This is a genomic window from Arthrobacter sp. Y3224055 (genome assembly GCF_059090825.1).
This window is the reverse complement of the sequence record NZ_JBNHGB010000002.1, coordinates 241,122-264,719: the sequence shown is the minus strand read 5'-3', so window position 1 is coordinate 264,719 and position 23,598 is coordinate 241,122. Positions and strand designations below refer to the sequence as shown.

At 69.1% G+C, this 23,598-nt stretch carries 23 protein-coding genes and 1 tRNA gene; 14 read left to right on the top strand and 10 right to left on the bottom strand.

Features of this window, described 5'->3' with window-relative positions:
• Window positions 1-5: 5 nt before the first annotated feature.
• From AC5RTY_RS06540 to AC5RTY_RS06520, 5 genes are all read right to left on the bottom strand, one after another.
• Entirely contained in the window at window positions 6-518 is a 513-nt protein-coding gene (locus AC5RTY_RS06540; protein WP_493999700.1) for a GNAT family N-acetyltransferase, read from the bottom strand.
• 57 nt (window positions 519-575) lie between these two features.
• On the bottom strand, window positions 576-1,808 hold the full coding sequence (gene mshA / locus AC5RTY_RS06535) for a D-inositol-3-phosphate glycosyltransferase (protein ID WP_494023092.1): 1,233 nt from the start codon (window positions 1,806-1,808) through the stop codon (window positions 576-578).
• A 118-nt stretch (window positions 1,809-1,926) separates the two neighbouring features.
• Window positions 1,927-3,198 (bottom strand): FAD-dependent oxidoreductase, encoded by a 1,272-nt coding sequence (locus tag AC5RTY_RS06530; protein WP_494139254.1) that lies wholly within the window; start codon window positions 3,196-3,198, stop codon window positions 1,927-1,929.
• A complete protein-coding gene (locus AC5RTY_RS06525) occupies window positions 3,182-3,907 on the bottom strand; it encodes a class I SAM-dependent methyltransferase (RefSeq protein WP_494139253.1) in 726 nt (241 codons plus the stop codon). Before AC5RTY_RS06525 ends, AC5RTY_RS06530 begins: the two co-directional genes overlap by 17 nt.
• A 17-nt stretch (window positions 3,908-3,924) precedes the next feature.
• On the bottom strand, window positions 3,925-5,100 hold the full coding sequence (locus AC5RTY_RS06520; protein ID WP_494139252.1) for a type III polyketide synthase: 1,176 nt from the start codon (window positions 5,098-5,100) through the stop codon (window positions 3,925-3,927).
• A 129-nt stretch (window positions 5,101-5,229) separates the two neighbouring features.
• Here AC5RTY_RS06520 and AC5RTY_RS06515 point away from each other — a divergent pair, with 129 nt between their 5' ends.
• Window positions 5,230-5,736 (top strand): hypothetical protein, encoded by a 507-nt coding sequence (locus AC5RTY_RS06515; protein ID WP_494139251.1) that lies wholly within the window; start codon window positions 5,230-5,232, stop codon window positions 5,734-5,736.
• 41 nt (window positions 5,737-5,777) lie between these two features.
• Here AC5RTY_RS06515 and AC5RTY_RS06510 read toward each other — a convergent pair whose 3' ends face one another.
• On the bottom strand, window positions 5,778-6,329 hold the full coding sequence (locus tag AC5RTY_RS06510) for a flavin reductase family protein (protein WP_494139250.1): 552 nt from the start codon (window positions 6,327-6,329) through the stop codon (window positions 5,778-5,780).
• A gap of 115 nt (window positions 6,330-6,444) precedes the next feature.
• On the opposite strand from AC5RTY_RS06510, the gene AC5RTY_RS06505 reads away from it, so the two are divergent.
• Both AC5RTY_RS06505 and AC5RTY_RS06500 read left to right on the top strand, forming a co-directional pair.
• On the top strand, window positions 6,445-8,274 hold the full coding sequence (locus tag AC5RTY_RS06505) for a thiamine pyrophosphate-requiring protein (RefSeq protein WP_494139249.1): 1,830 nt from the start codon (window positions 6,445-6,447) through the stop codon (window positions 8,272-8,274).
• Window positions 8,275-8,317: 43 nt separating this feature from the next.
• On the top strand, window positions 8,318-8,869 hold the full coding sequence (locus AC5RTY_RS06500) for a DNA alkylation repair protein (protein WP_493999708.1): 552 nt from the start codon (window positions 8,318-8,320) through the stop codon (window positions 8,867-8,869).
• Here AC5RTY_RS06500 and AC5RTY_RS06495 read toward each other — a convergent pair.
• A tRNA-Leu gene (locus AC5RTY_RS06495) sits at window positions 8,834-8,917 on the bottom strand. The genes AC5RTY_RS06500 and AC5RTY_RS06495 overlap by 36 nt on opposite strands.
• 252 nt (window positions 8,918-9,169) lie before the next feature.
• Here AC5RTY_RS06495 and AC5RTY_RS06490 point away from each other — a divergent pair.
• Together AC5RTY_RS06490 and AC5RTY_RS06485 are read left to right on the top strand one after the other, a co-directional pair.
• Window positions 9,170-10,474 (top strand): M20/M25/M40 family metallo-hydrolase, encoded by a 1,305-nt coding sequence (locus AC5RTY_RS06490; RefSeq protein ID WP_494139248.1) that lies wholly within the window; start codon window positions 9,170-9,172, stop codon window positions 10,472-10,474.
• Between the two features lie 32 nt (window positions 10,475-10,506).
• Complete coding sequence (locus AC5RTY_RS06485; protein WP_494139247.1) at window positions 10,507-11,664, top strand: acyl-CoA dehydrogenase family protein; 1,158 nt, start codon at window positions 10,507-10,509, stop codon at window positions 11,662-11,664.
• A 27-nt stretch (window positions 11,665-11,691) separates the two neighbouring features.
• On the opposite strand, the gene AC5RTY_RS06480 is transcribed toward AC5RTY_RS06485, so the two are convergent.
• The gene (locus tag AC5RTY_RS06480; RefSeq protein ID WP_493999711.1) at window positions 11,692-11,925 is read right to left on the bottom strand and encodes a DUF5703 family protein; all 234 of its coding nucleotides are present in this window, start codon (window positions 11,923-11,925) and stop codon (window positions 11,692-11,694) included.
• Between the two features lie 52 nt (window positions 11,926-11,977).
• Between AC5RTY_RS06480 and AC5RTY_RS06475 the strand changes: the two genes are divergently transcribed.
• Entirely contained in the window at window positions 11,978-12,256 is a 279-nt protein-coding gene (locus AC5RTY_RS06475; protein WP_493978463.1) for a hypothetical protein, read from the top strand.
• Window positions 12,257-12,326: 70 nt separating this feature from the next.
• On the opposite strand, the gene AC5RTY_RS06470 is transcribed toward AC5RTY_RS06475, so the two are convergent.
• Entirely contained in the window at window positions 12,327-13,262 is a 936-nt protein-coding gene (locus AC5RTY_RS06470; protein ID WP_493999712.1) for an aldo/keto reductase, read from the bottom strand.
• 198 nt (window positions 13,263-13,460) lie between these two features.
• On the opposite strand from AC5RTY_RS06470, the gene AC5RTY_RS06465 reads away from it, so the two are divergent.
• Together AC5RTY_RS06465 and mshC are read left to right on the top strand one after the other, a co-directional pair.
• Window positions 13,461-14,285, top strand: a complete 825-nt coding sequence (locus AC5RTY_RS06465) for an undecaprenyl-diphosphate phosphatase (RefSeq protein ID WP_494139246.1) — start codon at window positions 13,461-13,463, stop codon at window positions 14,283-14,285.
• 111 nt (window positions 14,286-14,396) lie between these two features.
• Entirely contained in the window at window positions 14,397-15,659 is a 1,263-nt protein-coding gene (gene mshC, locus AC5RTY_RS06460; RefSeq protein ID WP_494109249.1) for a cysteine--1-D-myo-inosityl 2-amino-2-deoxy-alpha-D-glucopyranoside ligase, read from the top strand.
• Between the two features lie 79 nt (window positions 15,660-15,738).
• On the opposite strand, the gene AC5RTY_RS06455 is transcribed toward mshC, so the two are convergent.
• Window positions 15,739-16,599 carry a PAC2 family protein gene (locus AC5RTY_RS06455; protein WP_494001254.1) on the bottom strand — a complete coding sequence of 287 codons (861 nt, stop codon included), beginning with the start codon at window positions 16,597-16,599 and terminating at the stop codon, window positions 15,739-15,741.
• A gap of 211 nt (window positions 16,600-16,810) precedes the next feature.
• Between AC5RTY_RS06455 and AC5RTY_RS06450 the strand changes: the two genes are divergently transcribed.
• The 6 genes from AC5RTY_RS06450 to AC5RTY_RS06425 all read left to right on the top strand — a co-directional run bounded on the left by AC5RTY_RS06450 (window position 16,811) and on the right by AC5RTY_RS06425 (window position 23,595).
• Window positions 16,811-17,539 carry an HAD family hydrolase gene (locus tag AC5RTY_RS06450; protein WP_494139245.1) on the top strand — a complete coding sequence of 243 codons (729 nt, stop codon included), beginning with the start codon at window positions 16,811-16,813 and terminating at the stop codon, window positions 17,537-17,539.
• Complete coding sequence (locus AC5RTY_RS06445) at window positions 17,536-18,693, top strand: site-2 protease family protein (RefSeq protein ID WP_494013984.1); 1,158 nt, start codon at window positions 17,536-17,538, stop codon at window positions 18,691-18,693. Before AC5RTY_RS06450 ends, AC5RTY_RS06445 begins: the two co-directional genes overlap by 4 nt.
• A gap of 107 nt (window positions 18,694-18,800) precedes the next feature.
• Window positions 18,801-19,841: a tRNA (adenine-N1)-methyltransferase gene (locus tag AC5RTY_RS06440; RefSeq protein ID WP_494013985.1), complete on the top strand. Its 1,041-nt coding sequence runs from the start codon at window positions 18,801-18,803 to the stop codon at window positions 19,839-19,841.
• Window positions 19,842-20,047: 206 nt separating this feature from the next.
• Window positions 20,048-21,736 carry a proteasome ATPase gene (gene arc, locus AC5RTY_RS06435; RefSeq protein WP_493978557.1) on the top strand — a complete coding sequence of 563 codons (1,689 nt, stop codon included), beginning with the start codon at window positions 20,048-20,050 and terminating at the stop codon, window positions 21,734-21,736.
• A gap of 14 nt (window positions 21,737-21,750) precedes the next feature.
• Window positions 21,751-23,349: a depupylase/deamidase Dop gene (gene dop, locus AC5RTY_RS06430; RefSeq protein WP_494139244.1), complete on the top strand. Its 1,599-nt coding sequence runs from the start codon at window positions 21,751-21,753 to the stop codon at window positions 23,347-23,349.
• 42 nt (window positions 23,350-23,391) lie between these two features.
• Window positions 23,392-23,595 carry a ubiquitin-like protein Pup gene (locus AC5RTY_RS06425; RefSeq protein ID WP_493978456.1) on the top strand — a complete coding sequence of 68 codons (204 nt, stop codon included), beginning with the start codon at window positions 23,392-23,394 and terminating at the stop codon, window positions 23,593-23,595.
• Window positions 23,596-23,598 lie beyond the last annotated feature (3 nt).

Genomic DNA, 23,598 nt, shown 5'->3' with positions numbered 1-23,598 from the left:
CGGGTTTAGCCGCCCCGCCGGACCATCCGGATCTCGTGCAGGCCTTCCCACAGGCCGGTCAGGGGCTCGCGGCGTCCGTCCGGGCCGAATCCGTGCTTGCGGTAGAACGCTTGGGCGCGCGGGTTGTCCTCGAGGACCCAGAGCAGCGCGGGCCCGCCACCGATCGCCGCCTCCAGCAGTTGCCGCCCGAGCCCGGTCCCGTAGGCCTCCGCCAGCACGTAGAGCATCTGCAGTTCGTGCGGCACGCCGGCGTCGGCGTCGTCGTCCTGCACGGGGCCGCCGCCCGAGCAGCCGATGATCCGTCCGGCGGGGTCTTCGGCGACCCACAGCTCCGCCCCCGCCGCCAGCCCGCGCGACCACCAGTCGATCTGCTGGTCCCGCCGGGCCGCTTCGGCGGCGAAGAAGCTCTCCGGCCGCTGGGACGAGTAGGTTTCCCGCCAGGCGGCGAGCTTCATGTCGAGCGTGGCGGGGATGTCGTCTGGGGTGGCGCGGCGGATGCGGAAATCGGGGGTTGGCACCCATGAATCCTAGCCGTGCGGCTGCCCGGATCCCAGATCATGCCGGCGCCGTCAGGCTCAGCGGCGGAAGTGGTCGACCGCGAGCTGGTAGCTGTGCGCCGTCAGCGCGGCGGTCTGCTCCCAGCCAAAGGACGAGGCGTGCACCGCGGCATTGGCGCCCAACCGCCGGCGGAACTCCGGGTAGTCGTGGAGCTCGCGGAGGGCCCCCGCCCACCGGACAGGGTCGTGCCCGTCCACCAGCAGCCCGGTGAGCCCGTGGCTGACCGCCACCGGCAGCCCGCCCACGTTGGTGGCAACGACGGGCGTACCGCAGGCCTGCGCTTCCAGGGCGACCAGGCCGAAGGATTCGCTGAAGGACGGGACCGCGACCACATCGGCGCTGCGGAAGGTGGCCGCCAAGGCGCGCGGCTCCACGGGGGGCGAGAGCGTCACGGTGTCCGCCAGCCCCAGCTTCCCGGCCAGCGCCGGCAGGTCCAGCCCGGCGGACCCGCTGATCTCGCCGATGATGGACACGCGCAGCCGGATGTCGGGCCGTTGGCGGCGAAGTTCGGCCGCGGCGGCCAGCAGGACCTGCGGCCCTTTCAGCACCTGGATGCGGCCGGCAAACACCAGGTGGAAGGTATCCGGGCCGATGCCGGCGGCCTCCCGGTCCGCGCGGCGGCCGTCGGGGCGGAAGGTGTGCAGGTCGACGCCGGGCGGGATCACGTCGACCGTGCCCTCGTCCGCGCCGTAGAGATCGACCAACTCGGCCGCCTCGGTCAGGGTATTGGCGATCAGCCGGCCGGCTCCGGACGCTATGGCTTGTTCGCCGTCGATCCGGGAGGCCGGCTCGGGCGGTTCGCCGGGCTGCAGGTGCAGGTTTTTGACCAGCCCCATCGTGTGCATCGAGTGCACCAGCGGAATGTGCCAGTCGTGCTGCAACCGCAGCCCCACGGCACCCGAGAGCCAGTAGTGCGAGTGCAGCACGTCGTACCGTGCCCCGTCCTGCTGCGTGAACTGCCGCAGCGAGGCCTCCAGCGCGGCCAACCGCTGCGGCAGGTCTTCCTTGGTTACCGCGTCGGCGGGGGCCCCGTCCAGGTGGATCACGCGGACGCCGGCCCGGGGATGTTCCACCGGTTCCTGCCCGTCGTGCAGTGAGCGGGTGAAAACGTCGACGGCGGTGCCCAGCGCCGCCTGTTCCCGCGCCAGGGCGCGCACGTAGACGTTCATCCCGCCGGCATCGCCCCCGCCGGGGAGGGCCAGCGGCGAGGTGTGCAGCGACAGCACGGCGATGCGCTCCGCGCCGACCATGCCCACCTCCAGACCGTGTCAGCCGGGACGTCTCCGGCTCGGGAAAATCGACGTGCCGCCGAATTTGTCTAGCAGCCACTTTAGCCGCCCGGGTAGGCCCCGGCCGCTTGATGACGGATCAGTGCATGGTGAAGCGGCTGGCCACCGTGTCCTGCACTCCGGGGAAGCGGGTGAGCGTGCTGAACAGGCGGTTGCGGGCCGCGAGCACCGGCGGCGGCAACGGCCTGCCCAGGGCCATGTTCAGGTGCGCCTGCCAGATGGCGGTGTTGGCCGCCCGCCGCCGGTCCGCCTCGTATCTTCGCAACGCCGTGCCCGTCGGCTCGCCCGCCAGGGCCGCGGCGACGATCGGAGCCAGGGCTGCGGCATCCAGCCAGCCCAAATTCATGCCCTGCCCGCCGATCGGACTCACCTGGTGTGCTGCGTCGCCGACCAGCGCGACGCGTCCCGCTATCAGCCGCCGCGGCGTCCGGGAGCTGACGGAGAAGGCGCTGAGCATGGAGCAGCTGCCGGGGTCCGGGCCCGTCCCGGTGCGCCGCGCGACCAGGGAGGCGAGGCCGTCCGACGTCGGATGGCTGACCACGCCGGGCATCCTGGCCACCCAGCGCCGGGTACCCCCGGGGAGCGGGAAGGATTCGACGATGCCGCCGGCCTCCAGATAAAGCACGGCGGTGCTGCCGTCGCCGGTGGTGTCGGCGAAGTCTCCCATCAGGTAGGCGTCCGGATACACCCGCGTCCGCACCGGGACGCCGAGTTGGCGGCGCAGGGCGGAATAGGCGCCGTCGGCCGCCACCACCAGCCTGGCCCGCACCGTCTCCGCAGCGGCAGCCGGTGCCACGCCGGCAGGCGGTGCCGGTGCCGGTGCCCTGCCCGTGCCCGCCGCCGCCGGTTCCGGTTCCGCGCCCCGGCGACAGGACAACGTCACGGTCGCGCCGTCGTCGTACGCCCCCTGCACCGCCACCGCGCGGCGCACCGCCCCGGGACGCAGCGCCTCCAGCCGTTCTTCCAGCAGCCGTTCGGTGATGACCTGCGGCACGGCCAGCACGTAGGGATGCGCGTCGGGAATGCCGTCAAACGAGAGCGACGCGACGTCCCGGCCGCGGCTGCGGGCCACGCCCCGGCGGATGCGGACGCCGGCCGCCAACAGCTCCGGACCCACGCCCGCGTCGTCGAGCACGGCCAACGCCGGCGGATGGATCCCGATCGCCCGGGAGTGGCTGCTGCGGGCGCTGCGCCGTTCCAGGACCGCGACGTCCACCCCGCGCCGGGCCAGCAGGATGGCCATCAGCAAACCCACCGGCCCGCCGCCGACCACGGCGACATCGAGCAGGCGGCCGCCGGGCGCTGCAACAGGCCGGCCCCGGGGGAGCGCCGCCTCAGGCATCGGGCTCATGGATTACCAGCTGGCGGAAACGCGAATCGGGCAGCACCCGCCACTCCGGCGGGACGGCGGCGCGCAATTCCTCCGGGGTGTAGCTGCGGCGGATGGAGGTCAGCCCGTCCCGGCGGATGAAGGAGCGGTGGAAAAACGGCAGCGTCCCGGCGGCGAACAGCACATATGCCGTGCGGCTGCGGATGATGTCGCTGTGGACTGCGAGGGCGCGCGACAACCGCTGCGAGTCCGCCAGCAGGCCTGCCAGCTCGGGGGCGGTCAGGTGGTGCAGCAAGTGGTTGGACACGACGGCGTCGAAGCTGCGTCCTTCGGCCACCAGCTCCGAACTGAACGCCTGCCGGAACTCGAGGCCCGGCGACCGCGGCCGGGACACGGCGAAGGCATGCGCGCGCGGATCGGGATCGATCGCCGTGATCCGCAGGTCGAGGCCGTCCCGGGCGGCCAGGCGGGCGAGCAGCCGGGGAACGTCGCCGCCGCCGGAGCCGATATCGAGCAGGGTGGGGGCCTCGAGGCCGGCCAGGCGCGGGCGGAGCAGGCGCCGGTAGATGCCGTGCCAACCCGACACCGCCCGGTTGATCAGCGGAAACTGGGCGTAGGTGCGCCGAAGCATCGCGGGGTCGCAGTCCGGCTTGTCCATTTCCTCCACGGCGTCCGTGGCGCGGAGGGCCAGGAACGTCGACGCCTTGCGATCCGGCAGGCGGGCGGCCACGGCGGTCCGTTCCTGCCCTACACCGCCGCTGCCGCGGAAACCTGGCGGGCCTCGAGGGTGGCGGCGGGCACGGTCTTGGTGAACAGCCCGGTTTCCACCGTCAGGCCCGGGCCGAAGGCCATCGAGCAGATCCGCTCCTCCCCGGACCCTGCCGGTTGCTCCAGGATGTGCTTGAGCACAAACATCACGGTGGCGCTGGACATGTTCCCGTACCGCCGCAGCGTTTCCCGGGCCGGCACGAGCTGTTCCCCGGTCAGCTCCAGCTTGGCTTCGACTTTGTCCAGGATGCTGCGGCCGCCCGGATGGATCGCCCAGTGCTCAATATCGCGGTATGGTCTTGCCGCCACGTCCGGTTCACGGGCCAGCAACGGCTCCAGCGCACCAACGATGTGTTCGTCGATAATGTGCGGAACATAGGTCCCCAGGACCATTTCGAAGCCCTCGTCACCGATGTTCCAGGCCATGGATTCCTCGCCGACCGGGGTGAGGACGGTTTCGAAGTGGTCCAGCCGGATGGCAGGCCCGATCTCGTCCAGGCCGCGCGCGGTGATGACCGCTGCCGCCGCGCCGTCTGCGAAGAGCGAGGACCCGACAATGGTGTCGGGGTCGTTGGACGTGCGCACGTGCAGCGTGCAGAGTTCTGCCGATACGACCATCACCACCGCCTGGGGATCGGCGTCGCAGAACGACTTGGCCGCCCGCAGGGCCGGGAACGCCGCGTAGCACCCCATGAAGCCGAGATGGTAGCGCTGGACGGCGGGATTGAGCCCCAGCGCACGCACGATCTTGTAGTCGGGTCCCGGGTTGAAGAACCCGGTGCAGGAGACGGTGATGAGGTGTGTGATGTCCGCCGGGCCGATCCCCTCGCAGGAGGCAAGCGCCTTGCCGGCCGCCTCGATGAACAGCGGGGTTGCCTTGTCGGCGAAGATGTCGTTGCGCACCTTCGTGCTGGGAGAGAGCAGCTGCCGGGATTCGGCGTCGAAGAACACCGGGTTGTCCGCCCGCTTGGCCGTCGTGAGTTCCTCGACGGCGGTGTACCGGGTGTCGATGCCGGACTGGTCGAACGATGTGGTCACCAGGCGCTGTCCCAGGCGGGTCAGGCCCGGTTGCGTGGAGAACACGTCGCGCGCCTCCGACTGGATCAGGATGGTATCCGGAACAGCGGTTTCCAAGGCTCGCAGCGTGGCCGTCATAGTCCATTCATAGAGCAGGCAGCCGGGTAAGACAATGGACAGGCCGCCCGGCTCCCGGCTGAACCGCTACGTAATACGCGGTCGTCTTACCGGTTGACGGGCCAAGCCGGTACACAAGGAGCGGATCCGGTGGAGTACGAAATCAATTCCCTGCCGCTGCATGTGCTCCTGGTCCACGCCACCGTGGTGTTCGTTCCGCTGGCGGCGCTGTGCGTTGCGCTCACCCTGCTCTGGCCGGCGGCGAGGCGGCGCCTGGGGATTGCCACCCCGCTGATCGCCCTGCTGGCCCTGGTGCTGGTGCCGGTCACCCAACAGGCCGGCCACTGGCTGTTCCTCAGGATCGACCAGACGCCGCTGGCCGTCGAACACATGCGGTTGGGCGACATGCTGCTGCCGTGGGTGGCCGGTCTTTTCGCCGCGGCGCTGGGACTGTGGCTGTGGTTCCGCTACGGAACGACGGCGGACGCCTCCTCCCGGCGCAGGCTTGGCGCCGGATACCGCGTCCTCGCGGCGGTGGTCGCCGCCGCCGTGCTGGCCGTGTGTGCCGGCGCCACGGTGGCAGTGGTGCTGACCGGCGAATCCGGAACACGGGCGGTCTGGGAAGGCGCCTACTCCGGGCCGCCGGCGCTGCCCTGACCAACTCCGGCCTCGCTGGCTCGGGCCGTGGCCCGGCGCTCCTAGCGGCCCAGACGCCGGTAGGAGGAGCCGAAGTGGATGAGCGGGTCGGCGCTTTCCGAACCGGCAGCGTCCCGGCCCATGGTTAGCACCTCGCCGACGATCACCAGATGGGTGGCCGCCGGATGCACCGCCGTCGTCCTCAACTCGAACCATGCCGGGGCGCCGCCGATCACGGCGGCACCGGTGGCCGGGCCGCGCCGGTACGGCACTTGGTTGAGCAGGCCTTCCACCGGATTGCCCGGGCTCGCCAGCCAGTTCGCCGTGCCCTGGTGCTGCGAGGCCAGCAGGCTCAAGGCCCAGGTCCCCGAGTCGGCCACGGCGTCGCAAATCCTCGACTCCTCGAAGAGGCTGACCAGCATGGTGGGCGGATCGTAGGACACCGAGAGATAGCCGCTGACGGTCGCCGCATAGTCCCGGTTCCGCCACCGCGTCGACACCACCGCGACGCCGGCGGCAATGTCGGCGCTGAGCGTGCGGTACAGGTCGATGTCCCGCTGATCCGCCGCGCCCTGCCTGACGGGATGGGCCGCCAGTTCTCCGTCCAGTTCCATGCCGCCATCTTTGCATGCCGGCCGCGGCGCGGCTCCGGGAAGGGTTTAAAACGACGGCACCGGATGATAGGGATGATAGACAGCAAGCACCCTGAGGATTGCGAGTGGAGTGGATATGGCCCAGCGGCTCGTTGCAGACCTTATTGTCGATCGGCTTCGCGCGTGGCAGGTGTCGCGGATCTTCGGCTACAGCGGGGACGGCATCAACACGTTCATGGGCGCGCTGCGGCGCGCGGGGACGGTCGAGTTCGTCCAGGCCCGGCATGAGGAAAATGCCGCCTTCATGGCGGTGGGGCACGCCAAGTACACGGGCGGGGTGGGGGTGGTCACGGCCACCCAGGGTCCCGGCGCCGTGCACCTGCTCAACGGCCTGTACGACGCCAAACTCGACAGCGTCCCGGTAGTGGCCATCGTCGGGCAGCAGTCGCGCACTACGCTCGGCTCCGGGTACATGCAGGAAGTGGACCTGGCCAACCTGACCAAGGACGTCGCCACCTTCCGGCAGCAGGTGAGCACTCCGGAGCAGGTTCCGCTGGTGTTGGACCGCGCCTTCAAGGCGGCCCTGAGCGGCCGCGGCCCGGCCGTGGTGATCATTCCGCACGACATCCAGAAACTTCCCGCCCCCGAACTTGAGCACACCCATGGCGTGGTGACCACCGCGCCGATCTGGCGTGCCCCGCACGTGGTCCCGGACCCGGACGACCTGCGCGCGGCCGCGGACGTGCTCAACGCCGGGCAGCGGGTTGCCCTGCTGGTAGGACAGGGAGCGCGGGATGCCCGCGGGCAGGTGGTTGCGGTGGCGGAGAAGCTCGGGGCCGGCATTGCCACCAGCCTGCTGGGCAAACCCTATGTGGACGAGTCGCTGCCCTTCGCGGCCGGAACCATGGGGCATCTGGGTACCGCCGCCAGCGGCCAACTGCTGGGACACTGCGACACCTTGCTGATCGTGGGCTCCAATGACCCCTGGACTGAGTTCTACCCGCCGCCCGGTGCTGCCCGAGCGGTGCAGATCGACAATGACGCCAGTGCCATCGGCAACCGCTATCCGGTCGAGGCGGCGCTCACCGGCGACGCCGCCACCACCCTGGCGGCGCTGCTGCCGCTGCTTGAGGACCGCGCAGGCGGCGGGTGGCGCGAGCAGGTGGAAGGCTGGGTGCGGCAGTCTCGCGAGCTGTCCCGGCAGCGGGCCATGACGCCGGCGCAACCGGTCAACCCCGAACGGGTGGCCTTTGAGCTGAGCGAACGATTCCCGCCGGACGGCCTGCTCGCCGTCGATGTCGGCAGTTCCGTCTACTGGTATGCCCGGCAGCTGCGGCTGCCGGCAGGGGCGCAAGCGCACCTCTCCAGCACCCTGGCAAGCATGGGCTGTTCGATACCGTACGGCATCGCCGCCAAGCTGGCCGCCCCGGAACGGGTGGTTGTTGCCCTCACGGGAGACGGGGCCATGCAGATGAGCGGCCTGGCCGAACTGATTACCGTCGGCCGACTCTGGCAGCGGTGGATGGACCCTCGTTTTGTGGTGTGCGTCCTGAACAACCGGGAACTCGCCGAAGTGACCTGGGAACAGCGGGAGATGGAGGCCGAGCCGCGGTTTGCCGACAGCCAGGCCCTGCCCGATGTCGACTACGCGGGCTACGCACGGTTGCTCGGACTGCACGGGAAACGGGTCGAGGACCCCGAGCAGCTCGGGGCCGTATGGGACGAGGCACTGGCCGCCGACCGGCCGTATCTTATCGAGGTGCTCACCGATCCCGACGTTCCGCTGCTCCCGCCGTTCCCGGCCGGCCGGGAGAACGCGGAAACCATGCAGCGGACGCTGGATCAGGAAGGGCAGGCGGCCGAGGGCGCGAAAGACCTGCTGCGCACCTACACCGGCCAGGAAGAAGCCGGTCACGAACGGGCGCCCGGCCAGGAAGAAGCCGGCAACGATCGGGCATCCGGATAGGAGGGTAGCGGCCGGGACGGTGAGTGAATGAAAGAATTGCTGGATGAGCGAGGCGGCAGAATTCATCGACCGCACGTTGCGGCGGGAAGCCTCCTGGGCACGGGCGGAAGCGCAGAACGAGGCGGGCGACGGATTGCGCTACTACGGTGCGTCGGTCGGTGCGGTCCGGGGTACGGTCCGGGACGCCGGGCGGAAGTTCCGGCTGCTCTCGCACGACGAGGTGACCGCCCTCAGCTCCGAACTGTGGGCCCGGCCGGTCTTCGAGCGGCGCCTGGCCGCCGTGGTGCTGCTGCAGTCGAACCAACGCCTCTTGCGAAGCTCGGACCTCACCCGGCTGGAAGGCTTCCTGCGCGACGCGCGCCTGGCGGCCTTGGCGGACCCGCTCGCCATTGACGTCGTCGGTCCCTTGATCCAGGGGCTGACCGGCCGGTCCCGCATGCGTGCGGAAGCAATCCTCGATCGGTGGGCGGAAGACGAGGACCCGTGGCTGCGCCGGGCCGCCTGTACTCTTCGCGCGCTGCGGGCACAAAAAAGCCCCGGAAGTCCGGGGCTTTCTCTGTGCGCAGGAAGGGACTCGAACCCTCACCCTCAATAAGAGGACTAGCACCTCAAGCTAGCGCGTCTACCATTCCGCCACCCGCGCAGGTGGACTTTCGCCGGTTCTCCAGAGGCCCTCAGGCGCACCGATTCCGTCGAAAGCAGCGAGAAAAACTCTAACATGTTTTGCCCGAACTGTTGAATCGGGCCCTCCGTGCGCGCGACGGAGCCGGCACCGGGGCCCGACTCCGGCTGTACCAACTGCGGCGCCACCTGCGGCGCCTCCTGCGGACAGCTGCTGCCTTCGACCGCGCCCGCTCGTTAGGCTGGGGACAGACATCGATTCCGAGGAGCCTTCATGACTGTACCGAGCCCGCACGAAGAAGTGGCCCAGATCTGCCAGGAACTGATCCGGATCGACACCTCCAACTACGGCGGCAACGAGGGGCCGGGGGAGCGGCTGGCCGCCGAGTACGCGGCCGGTCTGCTGGAAGAAGCCGGACTGGCCACCGATGTGTTCGAGTCCGCGCCCGGCCGGACGTCGGTGGTCACGAGGATGGCCGGCACGGACCCCTCGGCGCCGGCGCTGGTCCTGCACGGCCACCTGGACGTGGTGCCGGCGCAAGCCGATGACTGGCAGGTGGACCCGTTCAGCGGCGAGGAGCGGGACGGCCTCATCTGGGGCCGGGGCGCCGTGGACATGAAGGACATGGACGCGATGATCCTCTCGGTGGCGCGGCACATGGCACGCAGCGGCACCCGCCCGCGCCGGGACATCGTCTTCGCGTTCTTCGCCGACGAAGAGGCCGGCGGCACCTACGGGGCGCGCTGGGCGGTAGAGAACCGTCCCGAGCTTTTCGACGGCGCCACCGAGGCCATCTCGGAGGTGGGCGGCTTCTCGGCCACCATTGGCGGCCGCCGCGCCTACCTGCTCCAGACCGCGGAGAAGGGGATCGCGTGGCTGCGGCTGGCAGTCGCCGGCCGGGCCGGGCACGGTTCCCAGATCAACACGGACAACGCGGTAACCACGCTGGCGGCGGCGGTGGCCCGGATCGGGGCCCACCAGTGGCCAATCGAGCTGACGGACACCACCCGCCGGTTCCTCGACGGGGTGACCGAGCTGACCGGCGTCGAATTCGACCCGGACAACCCGGACATCCTGCTCAAGGAACTGGGCACCCTGGCCCGCTTCGTCGGCGCCACCCTGCAGAACACGTCCAACCCCACGGTGTTGAAGGCCGGCTACAAGGAAAACGTGATCCCCGGGCTGGCCGAGGCGCGGATCGACGCCCGGACACTGCCCGGACAGGAAGAGCTCGTGCTGGCCACCATCCGCGAACTGGCGGGCCCCGACGTGCAGGTCAGCTACGTGCACCAGGACAGGTCGCTGGAGGTGCCGTTCGCCGGGAACCTGGTGGACGCCATGATCGATTCGCTGGCGCACGAGGATCCGGACGCCGTGGTGCTCCCGTACACGCTCTCCGGCGGCACGGACAACAAGGCGCTGGCCCGGCTGGGCATCACCGGCTACGGCTTCGCTCCGCTGCGGTTGCCCGACGACCTGGACTTCACCGGGATGTTCCACGGCGTGGACGAACGGGTGCCGGTTGACTCGCTGAAGTTCGGCACCCGCGTCCTGCAGCGCCTGCTCACCACCTACTGACCACTTGGAACGACGACGAAAGGACCACCGGCATGCCCGCCAGTGTTGAAGAACTGCTCCCGGACGACCTGCTTGAGACCATCAGGGGCCGGGCCGCAGGTTACGACGAAGCGAACAGCTTCTTCCACGAAGACTTCGCCGACCTCGTCGAGGCGGGCTACCTGAAAATGTTCGTCCCGGAGGAAGACGGCGGCCTGGGCTACACCTTGGAGGAGGCAACCCGGGCACAGATGCGGCTGGCCACCGCGGCGCCCGCCACGGCGCTGGCCGTCAACATGCATCTGGTGTGGACCGGCGTCGCGCGGGTCCTCCAGGCCCGTGGCGACGACAGCATGGACTACGTCCTCGCCGAGGCCGGCCGCGGCGAAGTCTTCGGGTTCGGGGTCTCCGAGGCCGGAAACGACCAGGTCCTCTTCGATTCGCGCACCGTCGCCGCACCCCGCGGGGACGGCGGGTACGGGTTCACCGGCACGAAAGTGTTCACCAGCCTCTCGCCCGCCTGGACGCGGCTCGGTGTCTTCGGCCGCGACGATTCCGGCACCGAACCGCAGCTGGTGTGGGGGTTCATCGACCGGGACAAGCCCGGCTACCGGATCAAGGACGACTGGAACACGCTGGGCATGCGCGCCAGCCAGTCCAACACCACGGTGCTGGAAGACGCGGTCGCCGCGCCGGAGCGGATCTTCCGGAAACTGCCGGTGGGACCCAACCCGGATCCGTTGATCTTCGGCATCTTCGCGTGCTTCGAAATCCTGCTCTCGTCCGTCTATGCGGGGATCGGCACCCGGGCCCTGGACCTCGCGGTGGAAGCCGTGCACCGCCGTCGTTCGCTGAAAACGGGCAAAAGCTACGCGCAGGATCCGGACATCCGCTGGCGGGTGGCCGACGCCGCCCTGGCCATGGACGGGCTGTACCCGCAGCTGGCGTCCATTGCCCGCGACGTGGATACGCTGGCCGACCACGGCAGGTTCTGGTTCGCCAAACTGTCCGGCATCAAGATCAGGGCCACCGAAACCGCCAAGGACGTGGTGGAGAAGGCCGTACGCGTCTCCGGCGGCGGCGGGTACTTCCGCGGCGGTGAACTGGAGCGGCTGTACCGCGACGTGCTGGCCGGGCTCTACCACCCCTCGGACGACGAGTCCGCGCACAGCACTGTTGCAACGGCCTGGCTGGGGCCGCTGGAAGACTGACGCGGGCCGCGCACCGCCTGCCGGGGGTCAGGCGGTGCGTTCGACCTTCAGCACCCTGCGGCGGAGCCAGTACTTGCGGCCGCCGCCCAGATACAACCGGGTCCGGACCAGATCCCACTTGCCGTACTCGGCGTGCTCGGTCAGCGCGCGGCGGGCCTCGCCGACGGATTCGTCTTTGTTCACGGTCAGGACCAGGTATTCGTACTGCCGGGCGTAGTCGCGTTCGCGGGTGACGGCGGCACCCAGAAATTGTTCTCTCATTGCCCTCCTGTTCTCTTCACTTATTCTCCACAATGCGGCTAACGTCTACAGCATGAGCATTGATCCGCGCGTCGCACTCGAGTCACTGGTTTCCGCCCTGCAAGAGCATTTGGCCGCCGCATCCAGCCGCCGGGGTGATGACGATCCTGCCGTGGAAGCGGCCTTCTCGTCCATTATGGAATCGTTCGAAACCTACGAGGACGCGCTCTACGATGCTTACGGCGAAGTGACCCCGCTGGTCATTTACGACGAGTCGGACGACGAGGGCATGGACGAACCCGACGACGTGGTGGACCCCTTCGACGACGATCTGGAGATCGAAGAAAAGTAGCACGCCCCCGAGGCCGCCCGGACCCGATCAAGCGTTGACGGGCCGGCGCCGCCGCGCCCGGGACGGAACGTTACGGCGTGGAAATCTCGTCCAGCGCCTGGCCAATCGCGGCGGGCAGGGCGTCCAAGGGCGCCTTCAAGATTTCTGCCAGCTGGGCGGGCGTGCGGGGACCCACCACGGCCGTGCCGACGGCGGGCCGCTGCAGCACCCAGCTCAACGCCAGGTCCAGCGGCCGGACGTCCAGGCCGCGCGCCGCCGTGGCCAGCGCATCCACAATCCGGGCCGGCCGGCCGCTTAGGTACGGTTCCACGTACCCGGCGCGCTGCTCGGAGGCGGCCCGGGAATCGGCCGGAATGCCGGTGCGGTACTTGCCGGTCAGGACGCCGCGTCCCAGCGGCGACCAGGCCATCAGGCCCGGCCCGAGGGCCCGCGCCGCCGGAATGACCTCGTGTTCCGCCCGGCGGTGCAGCAGCGAATATTCGTTCTGCACCGCGACCAGCGGAACCGGGCTGATCGAGGCAGCCCGGGCCAGCTGCCAGCCGGAGTAATTGGAGACTCCCACATAGCGGGCGCGACCCGACGACACCGCGTGCTCGAGGGCGGACAGGGTCTCTTCCAGCGGCGCGCCGCCGTCGTCCCAGAGATGGACCAGCCACAGGTCCAGGTAGTCCGTGCCCAGCCGGGCCAGGCTGGCGTCCAGGCTGCGCAACATGGCGCCGCGGGACGTGTCCACCTCGCGCCGGCCCTCGCTGCGCGTCACGCCGGCCTTGGAGACCACCAGCACCTCCTGCCGGGGAACCAGCTCGCCCAGGAACGCCCCGAGCATGGCCTCGCTGCGGCCTTCGGCATACGGCGCGGCGGTGTCCAGGAGCGTGCCGCCGGCGTCCAGGTAGGCGCGCAGCATGGTGCCCGCGGCCTCCTCGTCCGTTTCCTCTCCCCACGTCATCGTTCCCAGCGACAGCTGCGGGACCTTCAGCCCGCTGTGACCCAAGCGATTGTGCTCCATAAAGCCAGCTTATGGCCTGCGCTGCCGCGCCCTTGGCAGCGGCCCGCCGACGCAGGCGCGTGCCTCGTCCTCCCGCACGGGCAGCCCATCCGCCCCGGCCCCGCGCCGGGCACCCGGCGTTGTGCCGTGGGCGGATCTTCGCCGCCGCGGCTGTGTCCGTTTCCGTTCCGCGGGCCTTGGTGCCATAAGGTCGAGGATGTGAATTGGCTAGAAGCAATCATCCTGGGGCTCGTGCAGGGCCTGACCGAGTTCCTCCCGATCTCATCCAGCGCGCACCTGCGCATCATCGGAGAGGTTCTGCCCGGTGCCGCCGATCCCGGGGCCGCCTTCACCGCCATCACCCAGCTGGGCACGGAAACCGCCGTCGTCGTCTATTTCTGGCGCGATATCGTCAACATCATCAAGGCCTGGTTCGGCTCCCTCACCGGCAAGGTGCCGCGGAACGACCCGGACGCCCGGATGGGCTGGCTGGTGATCATCGGCTCGATCCCCATCGGTGTGCTCGGGCTGCTGTTCCAGGACCAGATCGAATCCACCTTCCGCAGCCTGTGGATTGTGGCCACCATGCTGATTGTCTTCGGCGTGTTCCTGGCCATCGCCGACTCCATCGGCCGCCAGGTGCGCACGCTGGACAAGCTCACCTACAAGCACGGCATCCTGTACGGGCTGGCCCAGGCGCTGGCCCTGGTCCCGGGCGTCTCCCGCTCCGGCGGCACCATCACGGCCGGCCTGTTGATGGGCTACACCCGCGAGGCCGCCGCCCGGTATTCATTCCTGCTGGCGATTCCGGCGGTCTTCGCCTCGGGCCTGTACCAGCTGGCCAAGAGCTTCGGTGAACCCGGGCCGTACGGGCTGGGGGAGACGGCGCTGGCCACGGTGGTGGCCTTCGGCGTCGGCTTCGTGATCATCGGGTGGTTCTTGAAGTATGTGTCCACCCGCAGCTACCGGCTCTTCGTCTGGTACCGGATCGCCCTGGGCGCGCTGTTGTTCCTGCTGCTGGGCGCCGGAGTCATCAACGCCTGACCCGCGGGAATTTATCCGGCTCCTGCATTCTTGAATGTTAGGAGCGTCATTTACGACGGCGGCCCCGCCCGCCATCCGCGTCCGTTCACCTCATCGGAAGGAAACCCAAGAGTGCTTGGTTGGAATGCCCGTGCTGTACCCGAAATTCCGGGCGGCAAAGACGAACTGACCATCCACGACACCTCCGTGGGGTCGCTGGTACGGCTTGAGCCGTCCTCGACGGGAAGCCTGTACGTTTGCGGCATCACCCCGTACGATGCCACGCACATGGGCCATGCCGCCACCTACGTGGCCTTCGACCTGCTCAACCGCTATTGGCGCGACGCCGGGCGCACCGTCAACTATGTGCAGAATGTCACGGACATTGACGATCCGCTGCTGGAACGTGCCGCGGCCACCGGCATGGACTGGCAGCTGCTGGCGAAGGACCAGACCGAGCTGTTCCGCACGGACATGGAAGAACTCAACGTCATCCCGCCCGGCGAGTACATCGGAGCGGTGGAATCGATTGAGTGGATCGTTCCGGTGGTGGAGGACCTGCTGGCCCGCGGCCTCGCGTACCGCGTACCGGGCACCGACGGCGAGCCCCACGGCGACGTGTACTTCGATTCCGTTGCCGCAGCGGGACCGGGCTGGCACAACGGCGCCACCTCCAGGCTGACCGAAGATCAAATGCTGCCGCTCTTTGCCGAGCGCGGCGGCGATCCGGAGCGCCCGGGCAAGAAACACCCGCTGGACGCACTGTTGTGGCGCGTCGCCCGTGACGGCGAACCCGAGTGGCCGGGCGCCTCGCTCGGCCCCGGCCGCCCCGGCTGGCACATCGAGTGTTCGGTGATCGCGCGCAAATTCCTGCCGGAAACCTTCGACGTCCAGGCCGGCGGCTCGGACCTGAGTTTCCCGCATCACGAAATGAGCGCCGGGCACGCCTATGCGATGACCGGCAAGCCGCTGGCCAAGCACTTCATGCACGCTGGCATGGTCGGCCTCGACGGCGAAAAGATGAGCAAGTCCAAGGGCAACCTCGTGCTGGTCTCGGCCCTGCGCGAAGAAGGCGTGGAGCCGGCTGCGATCCGCACCGTGCTGCTGGGCCAGCACTACCGCAGCGACTGGTTTTGGACCGGGGATCTGCTCCGCCAGGCGCAGGCGCGGCTTTCTGCGTGGCGCGGCGCGGCCCCCTATGTGCAGGCCGAACAGGTACCCGAGCTGGCACAGCAAATCCGCCAGGCGCTCTCGAACGACCTCAACGCACCCGCGGCCCTGGCCGAAATCGACGGCTTCGCCGAGCACTCCCGGCAGCAGGCCGGAGGGCAGGCCGGTGACGGCGCCGGGCAGTTCGCGGCGCTGCTCGACGCGCTGCTGGGCATCCGGCTCTAGTTCGAGGGGGCTGAACGGGGCGGCGGGACCGGCACGAAAGTGCCATCGTCCGCGGAGCGGTGCCGTTGCCGCCCGGGTGCTACTCTTTACCGCGCTTTTTGAGGTAGCGCTCGAATTCGCGGGCGATGGATTCCCCGGTTGCCTCCGGCAGCTCGGCGGTGTCCTTGGCCTCCTCCAGCTGCCGCACGTAGGCGGCGACTTCCGGATCCTCGGTGGCAAGTTCGTCCACGCCGCGCTCCCACGCTTCGGCTTCTTCGCTCAGGACGGACACTTCCAGCGGGACCTGCAGGATGTCCTCCAGCCGGTGCAGCAAAGCCAGCTCGGCCTTGGGGGAGGGCGACTGTCCCACGTAGTGCGGCACCGCGGCCCAGACGGACATGGTGGGAATGCCGGCCAGTGAGGCGACATCGGACAACACTCCGACGATTCCGGTGGGGCCTTCGTACTGGCTGGACTCGGTATTCAGGGCGCGGCGGACGTCGTCGTCGTCGCTGGTGACCGTGACGGGAATGGGGCGCGTGTGCGGCACGTCGGCCAAGAGGGCGCCTACCAGGATGATGCAGTCCACGCCCAGCTCTTCGGCGTGGGCCAACAGTTCCGCGGTGTACGCCCGCCAGCGGTAGGACGGCTCCACCCCGTGGACAAAGATAATGTCCAGCCGGCTGCCCGGGATGCTGCTGCGCGTCAGTTTCGTCGTCGGCCATTTGATCCGGCGTTCCCCGGAGGCGGTGCGGTGCACCACCGGCCGGGTGAACTGGAAGTCGTAATAAAGATCCGGGTCCACCGTGGCCACCTTGTGGCTGTCCCAGAGCCGGCTCAGGTACTTGACGGCGTCCGTGGCGGCTTCGCCGGCATCGTTCCAGCCTTCGAATGCAGCCAGCATCACGGTATAACGCCGCGGTGTCTCGCCGGGCTTCGTCTGCGGGAACAGCAAGTGCAAACCGCGCTGCTCGCCGTCGCCTTCCGTGGGCAGGTCGCCACTGTCCTGAGTACTCACGGTTTCACCCTAATCCTCCCGGCACGGCTTGTCAGTGAGCCGACATTCGATTCGCGCCCAGCATAGCCCCCGAATCCGGTCCCGGAGACCCATGCCGGAGGCCGTCACGGGGCCGATGCCGGGGCCGGGCAGGAAGGGCCCGTAGACTGGATGCATGCCCGAAATTTCCCCTTCCCCCGCTGCGTCCAGCCACCCGTCGTCCGCCCTGCAGGCCGTTTTCTGGGACATGGACGGAACGCTCGTCGACACCGAGCCGTACTGGATCGAAGCCGAAACCGAATTGGTTGCTTCGTTCGGCGGGGTGTGGGACGACGAACTGGGCAAAAAGCTGGTGGGCAATGCGCTGGAGACATCGGCCGCCGTGCTGCAGCAGGCCGGCGTCGACCTGGGCATCCGCGAGATTGTCGACCGGCTGATCGACGCCGTGACCGAACGCGTCCGCGGGCGCATCCCGTGGCGCCCCGGCGCGCGGGAGTTGCTCGCGGAGCTGGACGGGGCAGGCATTCCGTCGATCCTGGTGACCATGAGCGAGACCAAACTCGCCGCCGAAGTGGTCAGGGCGCTGCCCGAGGGCAGCTTCCGCCACGTCGTCACCGGTGACATGGTCACGCGCGGCAAGCCGGACCCGGAGCCGTACCAGCAGGCCTTCGACTGGCTCAGCGGCCACCTGCCCGGCGCCGACAAGCAGTACGTCGTGGCACTGGAAGACTCGGTTCCCGGGGTTGCCTCCGCCGAAGCCGCCGGCCTCGTGACCGTGGCCATTCCGCACGTCGTGCCCGTCCCGCCGGCACCGGGGCGTCCGCACTGGGACAGCCTGGCCGGAAAAGGCCTGGCGGACGTGGAGCGCGTCCTGGTGGGCGCCGCCCAGGAAGCAGGAGTATGAGCACGCAGACCCCCCGGCCGGCCGAGGAAAAGGAACGCAGCGAAGGGATTCCCCTCGGGCGCATGTTCGGCGTCCCGGTGGTCCTGGCCTGGTCCTGGTTCGTGATCGCCGCCTTCATCGTGCTGATCTTCGGCCCGCAGGTGCAGCGCCTGATGCCGGAGATCGGCGTGGGAGCGTACGCCGTGGCGTTCGGTTACGCACTGCTGCTGCTGTTCTCGGTGCTGGTGCACGAACTCGCCCACGCCCTGACGGCCCGGACCTTCCGGTGGCCGTCGGCCAAGATCGTGCTCAACCTCTGGGGCGGCCACACGCAGTTCGACAACTTCAACGCCACGCCGGGCAAGTCCCTGCTGGTGGCCTTGTCCGGGCCCGTGGCCAACTTCGCGCTGGCCGGCGCCGGCATGCTCGTCCTGCCGCTGTTCCGCGGCGAACCGATCCCGTTCCTGCTGACGGACATCTTCATCTGGGCCAACTTCCTGGTGGCCGTCTTCAATATCCTCCCGGGGCTCCCGTTGGACGGCGGGCGTCTGGTGGAGACCGCCGTCTGGAAGGCGACCGGCAGCCAGGAAAAGGGGACCGTGGCAGCGGGCTGGGCCGGCCGCGCCATCGTGGTGCTGCTGGTGATCGGCGTGATCGGCGTCCCGTTGCTGCGGGGCGGCACGCCGGACCTCCAGCTGGTCGTGCTCATGGTGCTGGTGTGCGGTTTCCTCTGGATGGGCGCCAGCTCGGCCATCTCGCACGCCCGGATGCGCTTGCGGCTGCCGTCCGTCAGCGCCGGGCAGCTCAAGCTTCCGGCCGCGTCGCTGCCCGCCACCGCCACGGTGGACCAGGTGCGGCAGCTGATCCAGGGGCACCCCGGGCTCTCCGTGGTGCTCACCGCCGCGACCGGCCAACCCGAAGCAGTCGTGGACCGCACGGCGCTGGACCAGGTGCCGCCGCCGGCCGCCCCCCGGACTCCCGCCGCGGCCGTCTCCCGGGCCCTGGCGCCGGGGGCCTACGTGCCGGAGGCGGCTGCCGGCCAGGAGCTGGTGCAGTACCTGGCCCGGCTGGCCGGCAGCGAGTACGCCGTGATCGACGGCGAGGGCCGCGTCACCGGGGTGCTCCAGCAAAGCACGGTGGTCCGCGCCATCACCGGCAAGGCCGGCAGGCTCTGATCCCGCCGGCTGGGCCGGGAACCCGGCCGCCGGCCGGAATACAATCGACGAACCGGCCCGGCACACACCGCCGGGCCGCACACAAAACGACCGGAAGTGATCCACGCATGAGCTCCACCACCAGCGCGCACGGCGCCGACCAGCGACGCGGGCCGTTCCGGCCCGGGGAACGGGTCCAGCTCACGGACGAAAAGGGCCGGATGAACACCATCACCCTGACGCCCGGTGGCGCGTTCCACACGCACAAGGGCTTCCTGCCGCATGACGAGGTGATCGGACGGCAAGAGGGCACGGTCGTGGCCAACACGGTGGGCCACCGGTACCAGGCCCTGCGCCCGCTGCTTTCGGACTTCGTGCTCTCCATGCCGCGCGGCGCCGCCGTGGTCTACCCCAAGGACGCCGCCCAGATCGTGACCATGGCGGACATCTTCCCGGGCGCCCGGGTGGTGGAGGCCGGGGTCGGTTCGGGTGCCCTGAGCATCTCGCTGCTGCGCGCCGTGGGCGACGGCGGACGGCTGCACTCGTTCGAGCGGCGCGAGGAATTTGCCGACGTCGCCCGCGGCAACGTGGAAACGTTCTTCGGCGGGCCGCACCCCGCCTGGCAGATCTCGCTGGGAGATTTCCAGGACGAAGTCGTCAAAGCCGAGGAGCCCGGCAGCGTGGACCGGGTGGTGCTGGACATGCTGGCGCCGTGGGAGTGCCTGGACGCCGTGGCGACGGTGCTGGCGCCCGGCGGCGTCTGGATCAGCTACGTCGCGACCGTTACGCAATTGTCACGTACTGCCGAGGCGATCCGGGCCGACGGCCGGTTCACCGAGCCCGACGGCTGGGAGTCGATGGTCCGCGGCTGGCACCTGGAGGGCCTGGCCGTCCGGCCCGACCACCGCATGGTGGCGCACACCGGTTTCCTGCTCACGGCCCGCCGGCTGGCCGGCGGCGAGACGGGACTGACGCCCAAGCGCCGTCCGTCCAAGACCGGCTTCGCCGCCGAGGACGTGCAGGCGTGGACCGGCAACGAGGACGATTGGAATGCCGAGGCACTGGGGGAGCGGACCGTGTCCGACCGCCGGCTTCGCCGCGCTGCCAAGGATGCCGCCTCCACCGTGCAGCGCGGAGCGTTCAAGGACATCAACCCCGAAACCGACTGAGGGCGGCACGCGGGCCGCTTCCGTGGGGGCATCGGAACAAGATGTCTCGGTTTGGCGTTTTCTTTCGTAGACAGGTGCAGCCGGGGCGGGGGCCGGTTAGTGTCTAGGGAAGGAACCGATCACGGAAGCAGGTCGCGGTGATGAACGACCAGAACCAGAACAACCAACCGGCACCGGCTGAACGGCAGGACGACCAGCGTGACGCGTTGACGGTCGCCCAACGCCAGATCAACGTTCTGCGCGACAAACTCCGCCACCTGGACAAGCAGTTGGCCGCGGCCACCCAAAACAATTCCCGCCTCGTCTCCACGCTCGAGACCGCGAAGAGCGAAATCGTCCGGCTTAAGTCCGCCCTCGAACGCGACGGCGAAACCCCCTTCAGCTTCGCGACCATCACCCAGGTCAACAAGGCGCAGCGGCCGCGGCCCGGCACGAGCAACGCTGCCGTGGTGCAGGAGAGCGTCGACATCGTGCAGTCCGGGCGCAAGCTGCGCGTCGCGGTCAGCCCTTTGGTGAAGATGGACCACCTCGCCCCCGGCCAGGAAGTCCTGCTCAACGAGTCGCTCACAGTGATCGCCGCGCTCGGCTTCGAGCGCTCCGGCGAACTGGTCACCATCAAGGAAATGCTCGACGGCGACCGCGTCCTGGTGGTGGGACGGGCCGACGAGGAACGGGTCGTCAAGCTGTCCGGCGCCCTGCGGACCGAACGGCTCCGGGTCGGCGACGCCGTGTCCATCGACGCCCGCAGCGGTTACGCGCTGGAGAAGATTCCCCGCAGCGAGGTGGAGAACCTCATCCTCGAGGAGGTGCCGGACATCTCCTACGAGGACATCGGCGGCCTGGGCCCGCAGATCGACCAGATCCGCGACGCCGTCGAGCTTCCCTTCCTGCATCCCGACCTCTACCGCGAGCACGGCCTGAAGGCCCCCAAGGGCATCCTGCTCTACGGCCCTCCCGGCTGCGGCAAGACGCTGATCGCCAAGGCCGTGGCCAACTCCCTGGCCGCCAAGGCCATCGAGCGCAGCGGCACCGACACCCGCAGCTACTTCCTGAACATCAAGGGACCGGAACTGCTGGACAAGTACGTCGGCGAGACCGAGCGGCACATCCGGCTCATTTTCGCCCGGGCACGCGAGAAGGCATCCGACGGCAGCCCGGTGGTGGTCTTCTTCGACGAAATGGATTCGCTGTTCCGTACCCGTGGCACCGGCGTGTCGTCCGACGTCGAAACGACCATCGTGCCGCAGCTGCTGTCCGAAATCGACGGCGTCGAGAAGCTGGAGAACGTCATCGTCATCGGCGCCTCCAACCGCGAGGACATGATCGACCCGGCCATCCTGCGCCCCGGCCGGCTGGACGTGAAGATCAAGATCCACCGGCCCGACGCCGAGGCGGCCGCGGACATCTTCGCCAAGTACCTCACCACCAACCTCCCCATCCATGCCGAGGACCTCGCCGAGCACGGGCAGGACCGCAAGGCGACCATCGACGCGATGATCCAGCGCACGGTCGAGGAAATGTACTCCACCGACAAGTCGAACGAGTACCTGGAAGTCACCTACGCCAGCGGCGACACGGAAATGCTCTACTTCAAGGACTTCAATTCCGGCGCCGTCATCCAGAACGTGGTGGACCGGGCCAAGAAGAACGCCATCAAGGACCTGCTGACCAACCAGCAGAAGGGCCTGCGGATCGAGCATCTGCTCAGCGCCGTGGTGGACGAATTCCGCGAGCACGAGGACCTCCCCAACACCACCAATCCGGACGACTGGGCTCGGATTTCCGGCAAGAAGGGCGAGCGGATCACCTACATCCGCACGATCGTGCAGGGCAAGGCCGGGCAGGAGGCCGGCAAGGCCATCGAAACGATGTCCAACACCGGGCAGTACCTGTGAGCGTCTATCGCGTGATGGGTTCAGAGACGGAGTATGGCATCCATGCTCCCGGCGAACCCCTGGCCAACTCCACGGTGCTCTCCTCGCAGGTGATCAACGCGTACGCGGCGACCATGCGGAAGGGCCTGGGGAACCTGGCCGGCACCCGGTGGGATTACACCGACGAGGAGCCGCTGCACGATGCCCGCGGATTCGACCTGTCGCGTGACCAGGCGGACCCATCCCAGCTCACCGATGTCCCGCCGATCCTCGACGCCGAGCAGATAGCGCTGGCCGGCGGCCGCGCGGCCGGCAACGAGTTCTACACGGACGAATCCTCCGGCGTGCTCATGAACATGGTGCTCAGCAACGGGGCCCGGCTGTACGTGGACCACGCCCATCCGGAATATTCCTCGCCCGAGGTGACCAACCCGCTGGATGCGGTGCGCTGGGACAAGGCGGGCGACGCCGTCGTGCTCGCCGCGATGCGCAGGATCGCCGCCACGCCGGGATTCTCGCCGGTGAACCTGTACAAGAACAACACCGACAACAAGTCGGTCTCCTACGGCGCGCACGAGAACTACCTGATGCCGCGCAGCGTGCCGTTCAACCGGATTGTCACCGGCTTGATTCCGTTTTTCGTGTCCCGGCAGGTCGTGTGCGGTGCCGGGCGGGTGGGGCTGGGCAGCAACGGCCGCACCCCGGGCTACCAGGTCAGCCAGCGCGCGGACTTCTTCGAGGCCGAAGTGGGGTTGGAGACCACCATCCGGCGGCCCATCATCAACACCCGGGACGAACCGCACGCGGTCGCGGACAAGTACCGGCGGCTGCACGTGATCATCGGCGACGCGAATCTGAGCGAGGTGTCGATTTTTTTGAAGATGGGCACCACCTCCGTCGTGCTGTCCATGATCGAACACGGCGAGGTACCGGACGTCCAGCTGGCCGAGCCGGTGCAGGCGCTGCAGGCGATCAGCCACGACCCCTCCCTGCAGCAGAAGGTCGCGCTCAAGGACGGCAGCATGGTCACCGGCCTGGACCTGCAGGAGATCTACCTGCAGGCAGCGGTGGAGCATTGCCGGCGGCACGGGACCGACAGCGGCCAGACCGCGGACGTGCTGCGGCGCTGGGCTGCGGTGCTGGACACGCTCCGCCGGGACCCGATGGACGCCGCCGACCAGCTGGATTGGGTGGCCAAGCTCAAGCTGCTGCAGGCTTACCGGGACCGGGACGGCATGGAGTGGGGCGACCCGCGCCTGGGCCTGATCGACCTGCAATATGCCGACGTGCGGCCCGAGAAGGGCCTCTACCACCGCCTGGCCGCACGCGGCCGGATCCGCCGGCTGCTCTCGGACGCCCAGATCGACGCCGCCGTGGGCGAGCCGCCCGAGGACACCAGGGCCTACTTCCGCGGGAAGTGCATTCAACACTTCCCCCGCGAGGTCGTCGGGGCCAGCTGGGACTCGGTGATTTTCGATCTTCCGGACCGGCGCCGGCTGCAGCGCATCCCCACCCGCGAGCCGTTGCGCGGCAACCGCGCGCTGACCGGCAGGCTCTTCGAGGAAGCTTCGTCGGCGGAGGAGTTCATCACGGCGTTGCTGGGCCCCGCGGACGAGCCCCACGTGGCAACATAAGCACTAGGACAGAGCCGATCGTCCCACCAGAAGGAGGCCATCATGGCAACCCAGGACCGCAAGAACGTGGACTCGCGCCGCGACGACGAAGAGTACGACGACGAGCCCACGCCCGAGCCTGCCGCCGCACCCGCCGCGCAGGCCGAGACCGAAGGCACGGATGATCTGCTGGACGAGATCGACGGCGTGCTGGAACAGAACGCGGAAGAATTCGTGCGCGGTTTCGTGCAGAAGGGCGGCCAGTAATTG

Excerpts from the sequence above, each read along its gene's own strand:
- AC5RTY_RS06470 (WP_493999712.1), bottom strand. The coding sequence starts at position 13,262 with ATGGAGCACAATCGCTTGGGTCACAGCGGGCTGAAGGTCCCGCAGCTG.
- AC5RTY_RS06440 (WP_494013985.1), top strand. The coding sequence starts at position 18,801 with ATGAGCTCCACCACCAGCGCGCACGGCGCCGACCAGCGACGCGGGCCG.
- AC5RTY_RS06450 (WP_494139245.1), top strand. The coding sequence starts at position 16,811 with ATGCCCGAAATTTCCCCTTCCCCCGCTGCGTCCAGCCACCCGTCGTCC.
- AC5RTY_RS06425 (WP_493978456.1), top strand. The coding sequence starts at position 23,392 with ATGGCAACCCAGGACCGCAAGAACGTGGACTCGCGCCGCGACGACGAA.
- AC5RTY_RS06475 (WP_493978463.1), top strand. The coding sequence starts at position 11,978 with ATGAGCATTGATCCGCGCGTCGCACTCGAGTCACTGGTTTCCGCCCTG.
- AC5RTY_RS06530 (WP_494139254.1), bottom strand. The coding sequence starts at position 3,198 with ATGAGCCCGATGCCTGAGGCGGCGCTCCCCCGGGGCCGGCCTGTTGCA.
- AC5RTY_RS06500 (WP_493999708.1), top strand. The coding sequence starts at position 8,318 with ATGAGCGAGGCGGCAGAATTCATCGACCGCACGTTGCGGCGGGAAGCC.
- dop (WP_494139244.1), top strand. The coding sequence starts at position 21,751 with ATGGGTTCAGAGACGGAGTATGGCATCCATGCTCCCGGCGAACCCCTG.
- AC5RTY_RS06480 (WP_493999711.1), bottom strand. The coding sequence starts at position 11,925 with ATGAGAGAACAATTTCTGGGTGCCGCCGTCACCCGCGAACGCGACTAC.
- AC5RTY_RS06490 (WP_494139248.1), top strand. The coding sequence starts at position 9,170 with ATGACTGTACCGAGCCCGCACGAAGAAGTGGCCCAGATCTGCCAGGAA.
- AC5RTY_RS06505 (WP_494139249.1), top strand. The coding sequence starts at position 6,445 with ATGGCCCAGCGGCTCGTTGCAGACCTTATTGTCGATCGGCTTCGCGCG.
- mshA (WP_494023092.1), bottom strand. The coding sequence starts at position 1,808 with ATGGTCGGCGCGGAGCGCATCGCCGTGCTGTCGCTGCACACCTCGCCG.
- AC5RTY_RS06485 (WP_494139247.1), top strand. The coding sequence starts at position 10,507 with ATGCCCGCCAGTGTTGAAGAACTGCTCCCGGACGACCTGCTTGAGACC.
- AC5RTY_RS06445 (WP_494013984.1), top strand. The coding sequence starts at position 17,536 with ATGAGCACGCAGACCCCCCGGCCGGCCGAGGAAAAGGAACGCAGCGAA.
- AC5RTY_RS06510 (WP_494139250.1), bottom strand. The coding sequence starts at position 6,329 with ATGGAACTGGACGGAGAACTGGCGGCCCATCCCGTCAGGCAGGGCGCG.
- AC5RTY_RS06520 (WP_494139252.1), bottom strand. The coding sequence starts at position 5,100 with ATGACGGCCACGCTGCGAGCCTTGGAAACCGCTGTTCCGGATACCATC.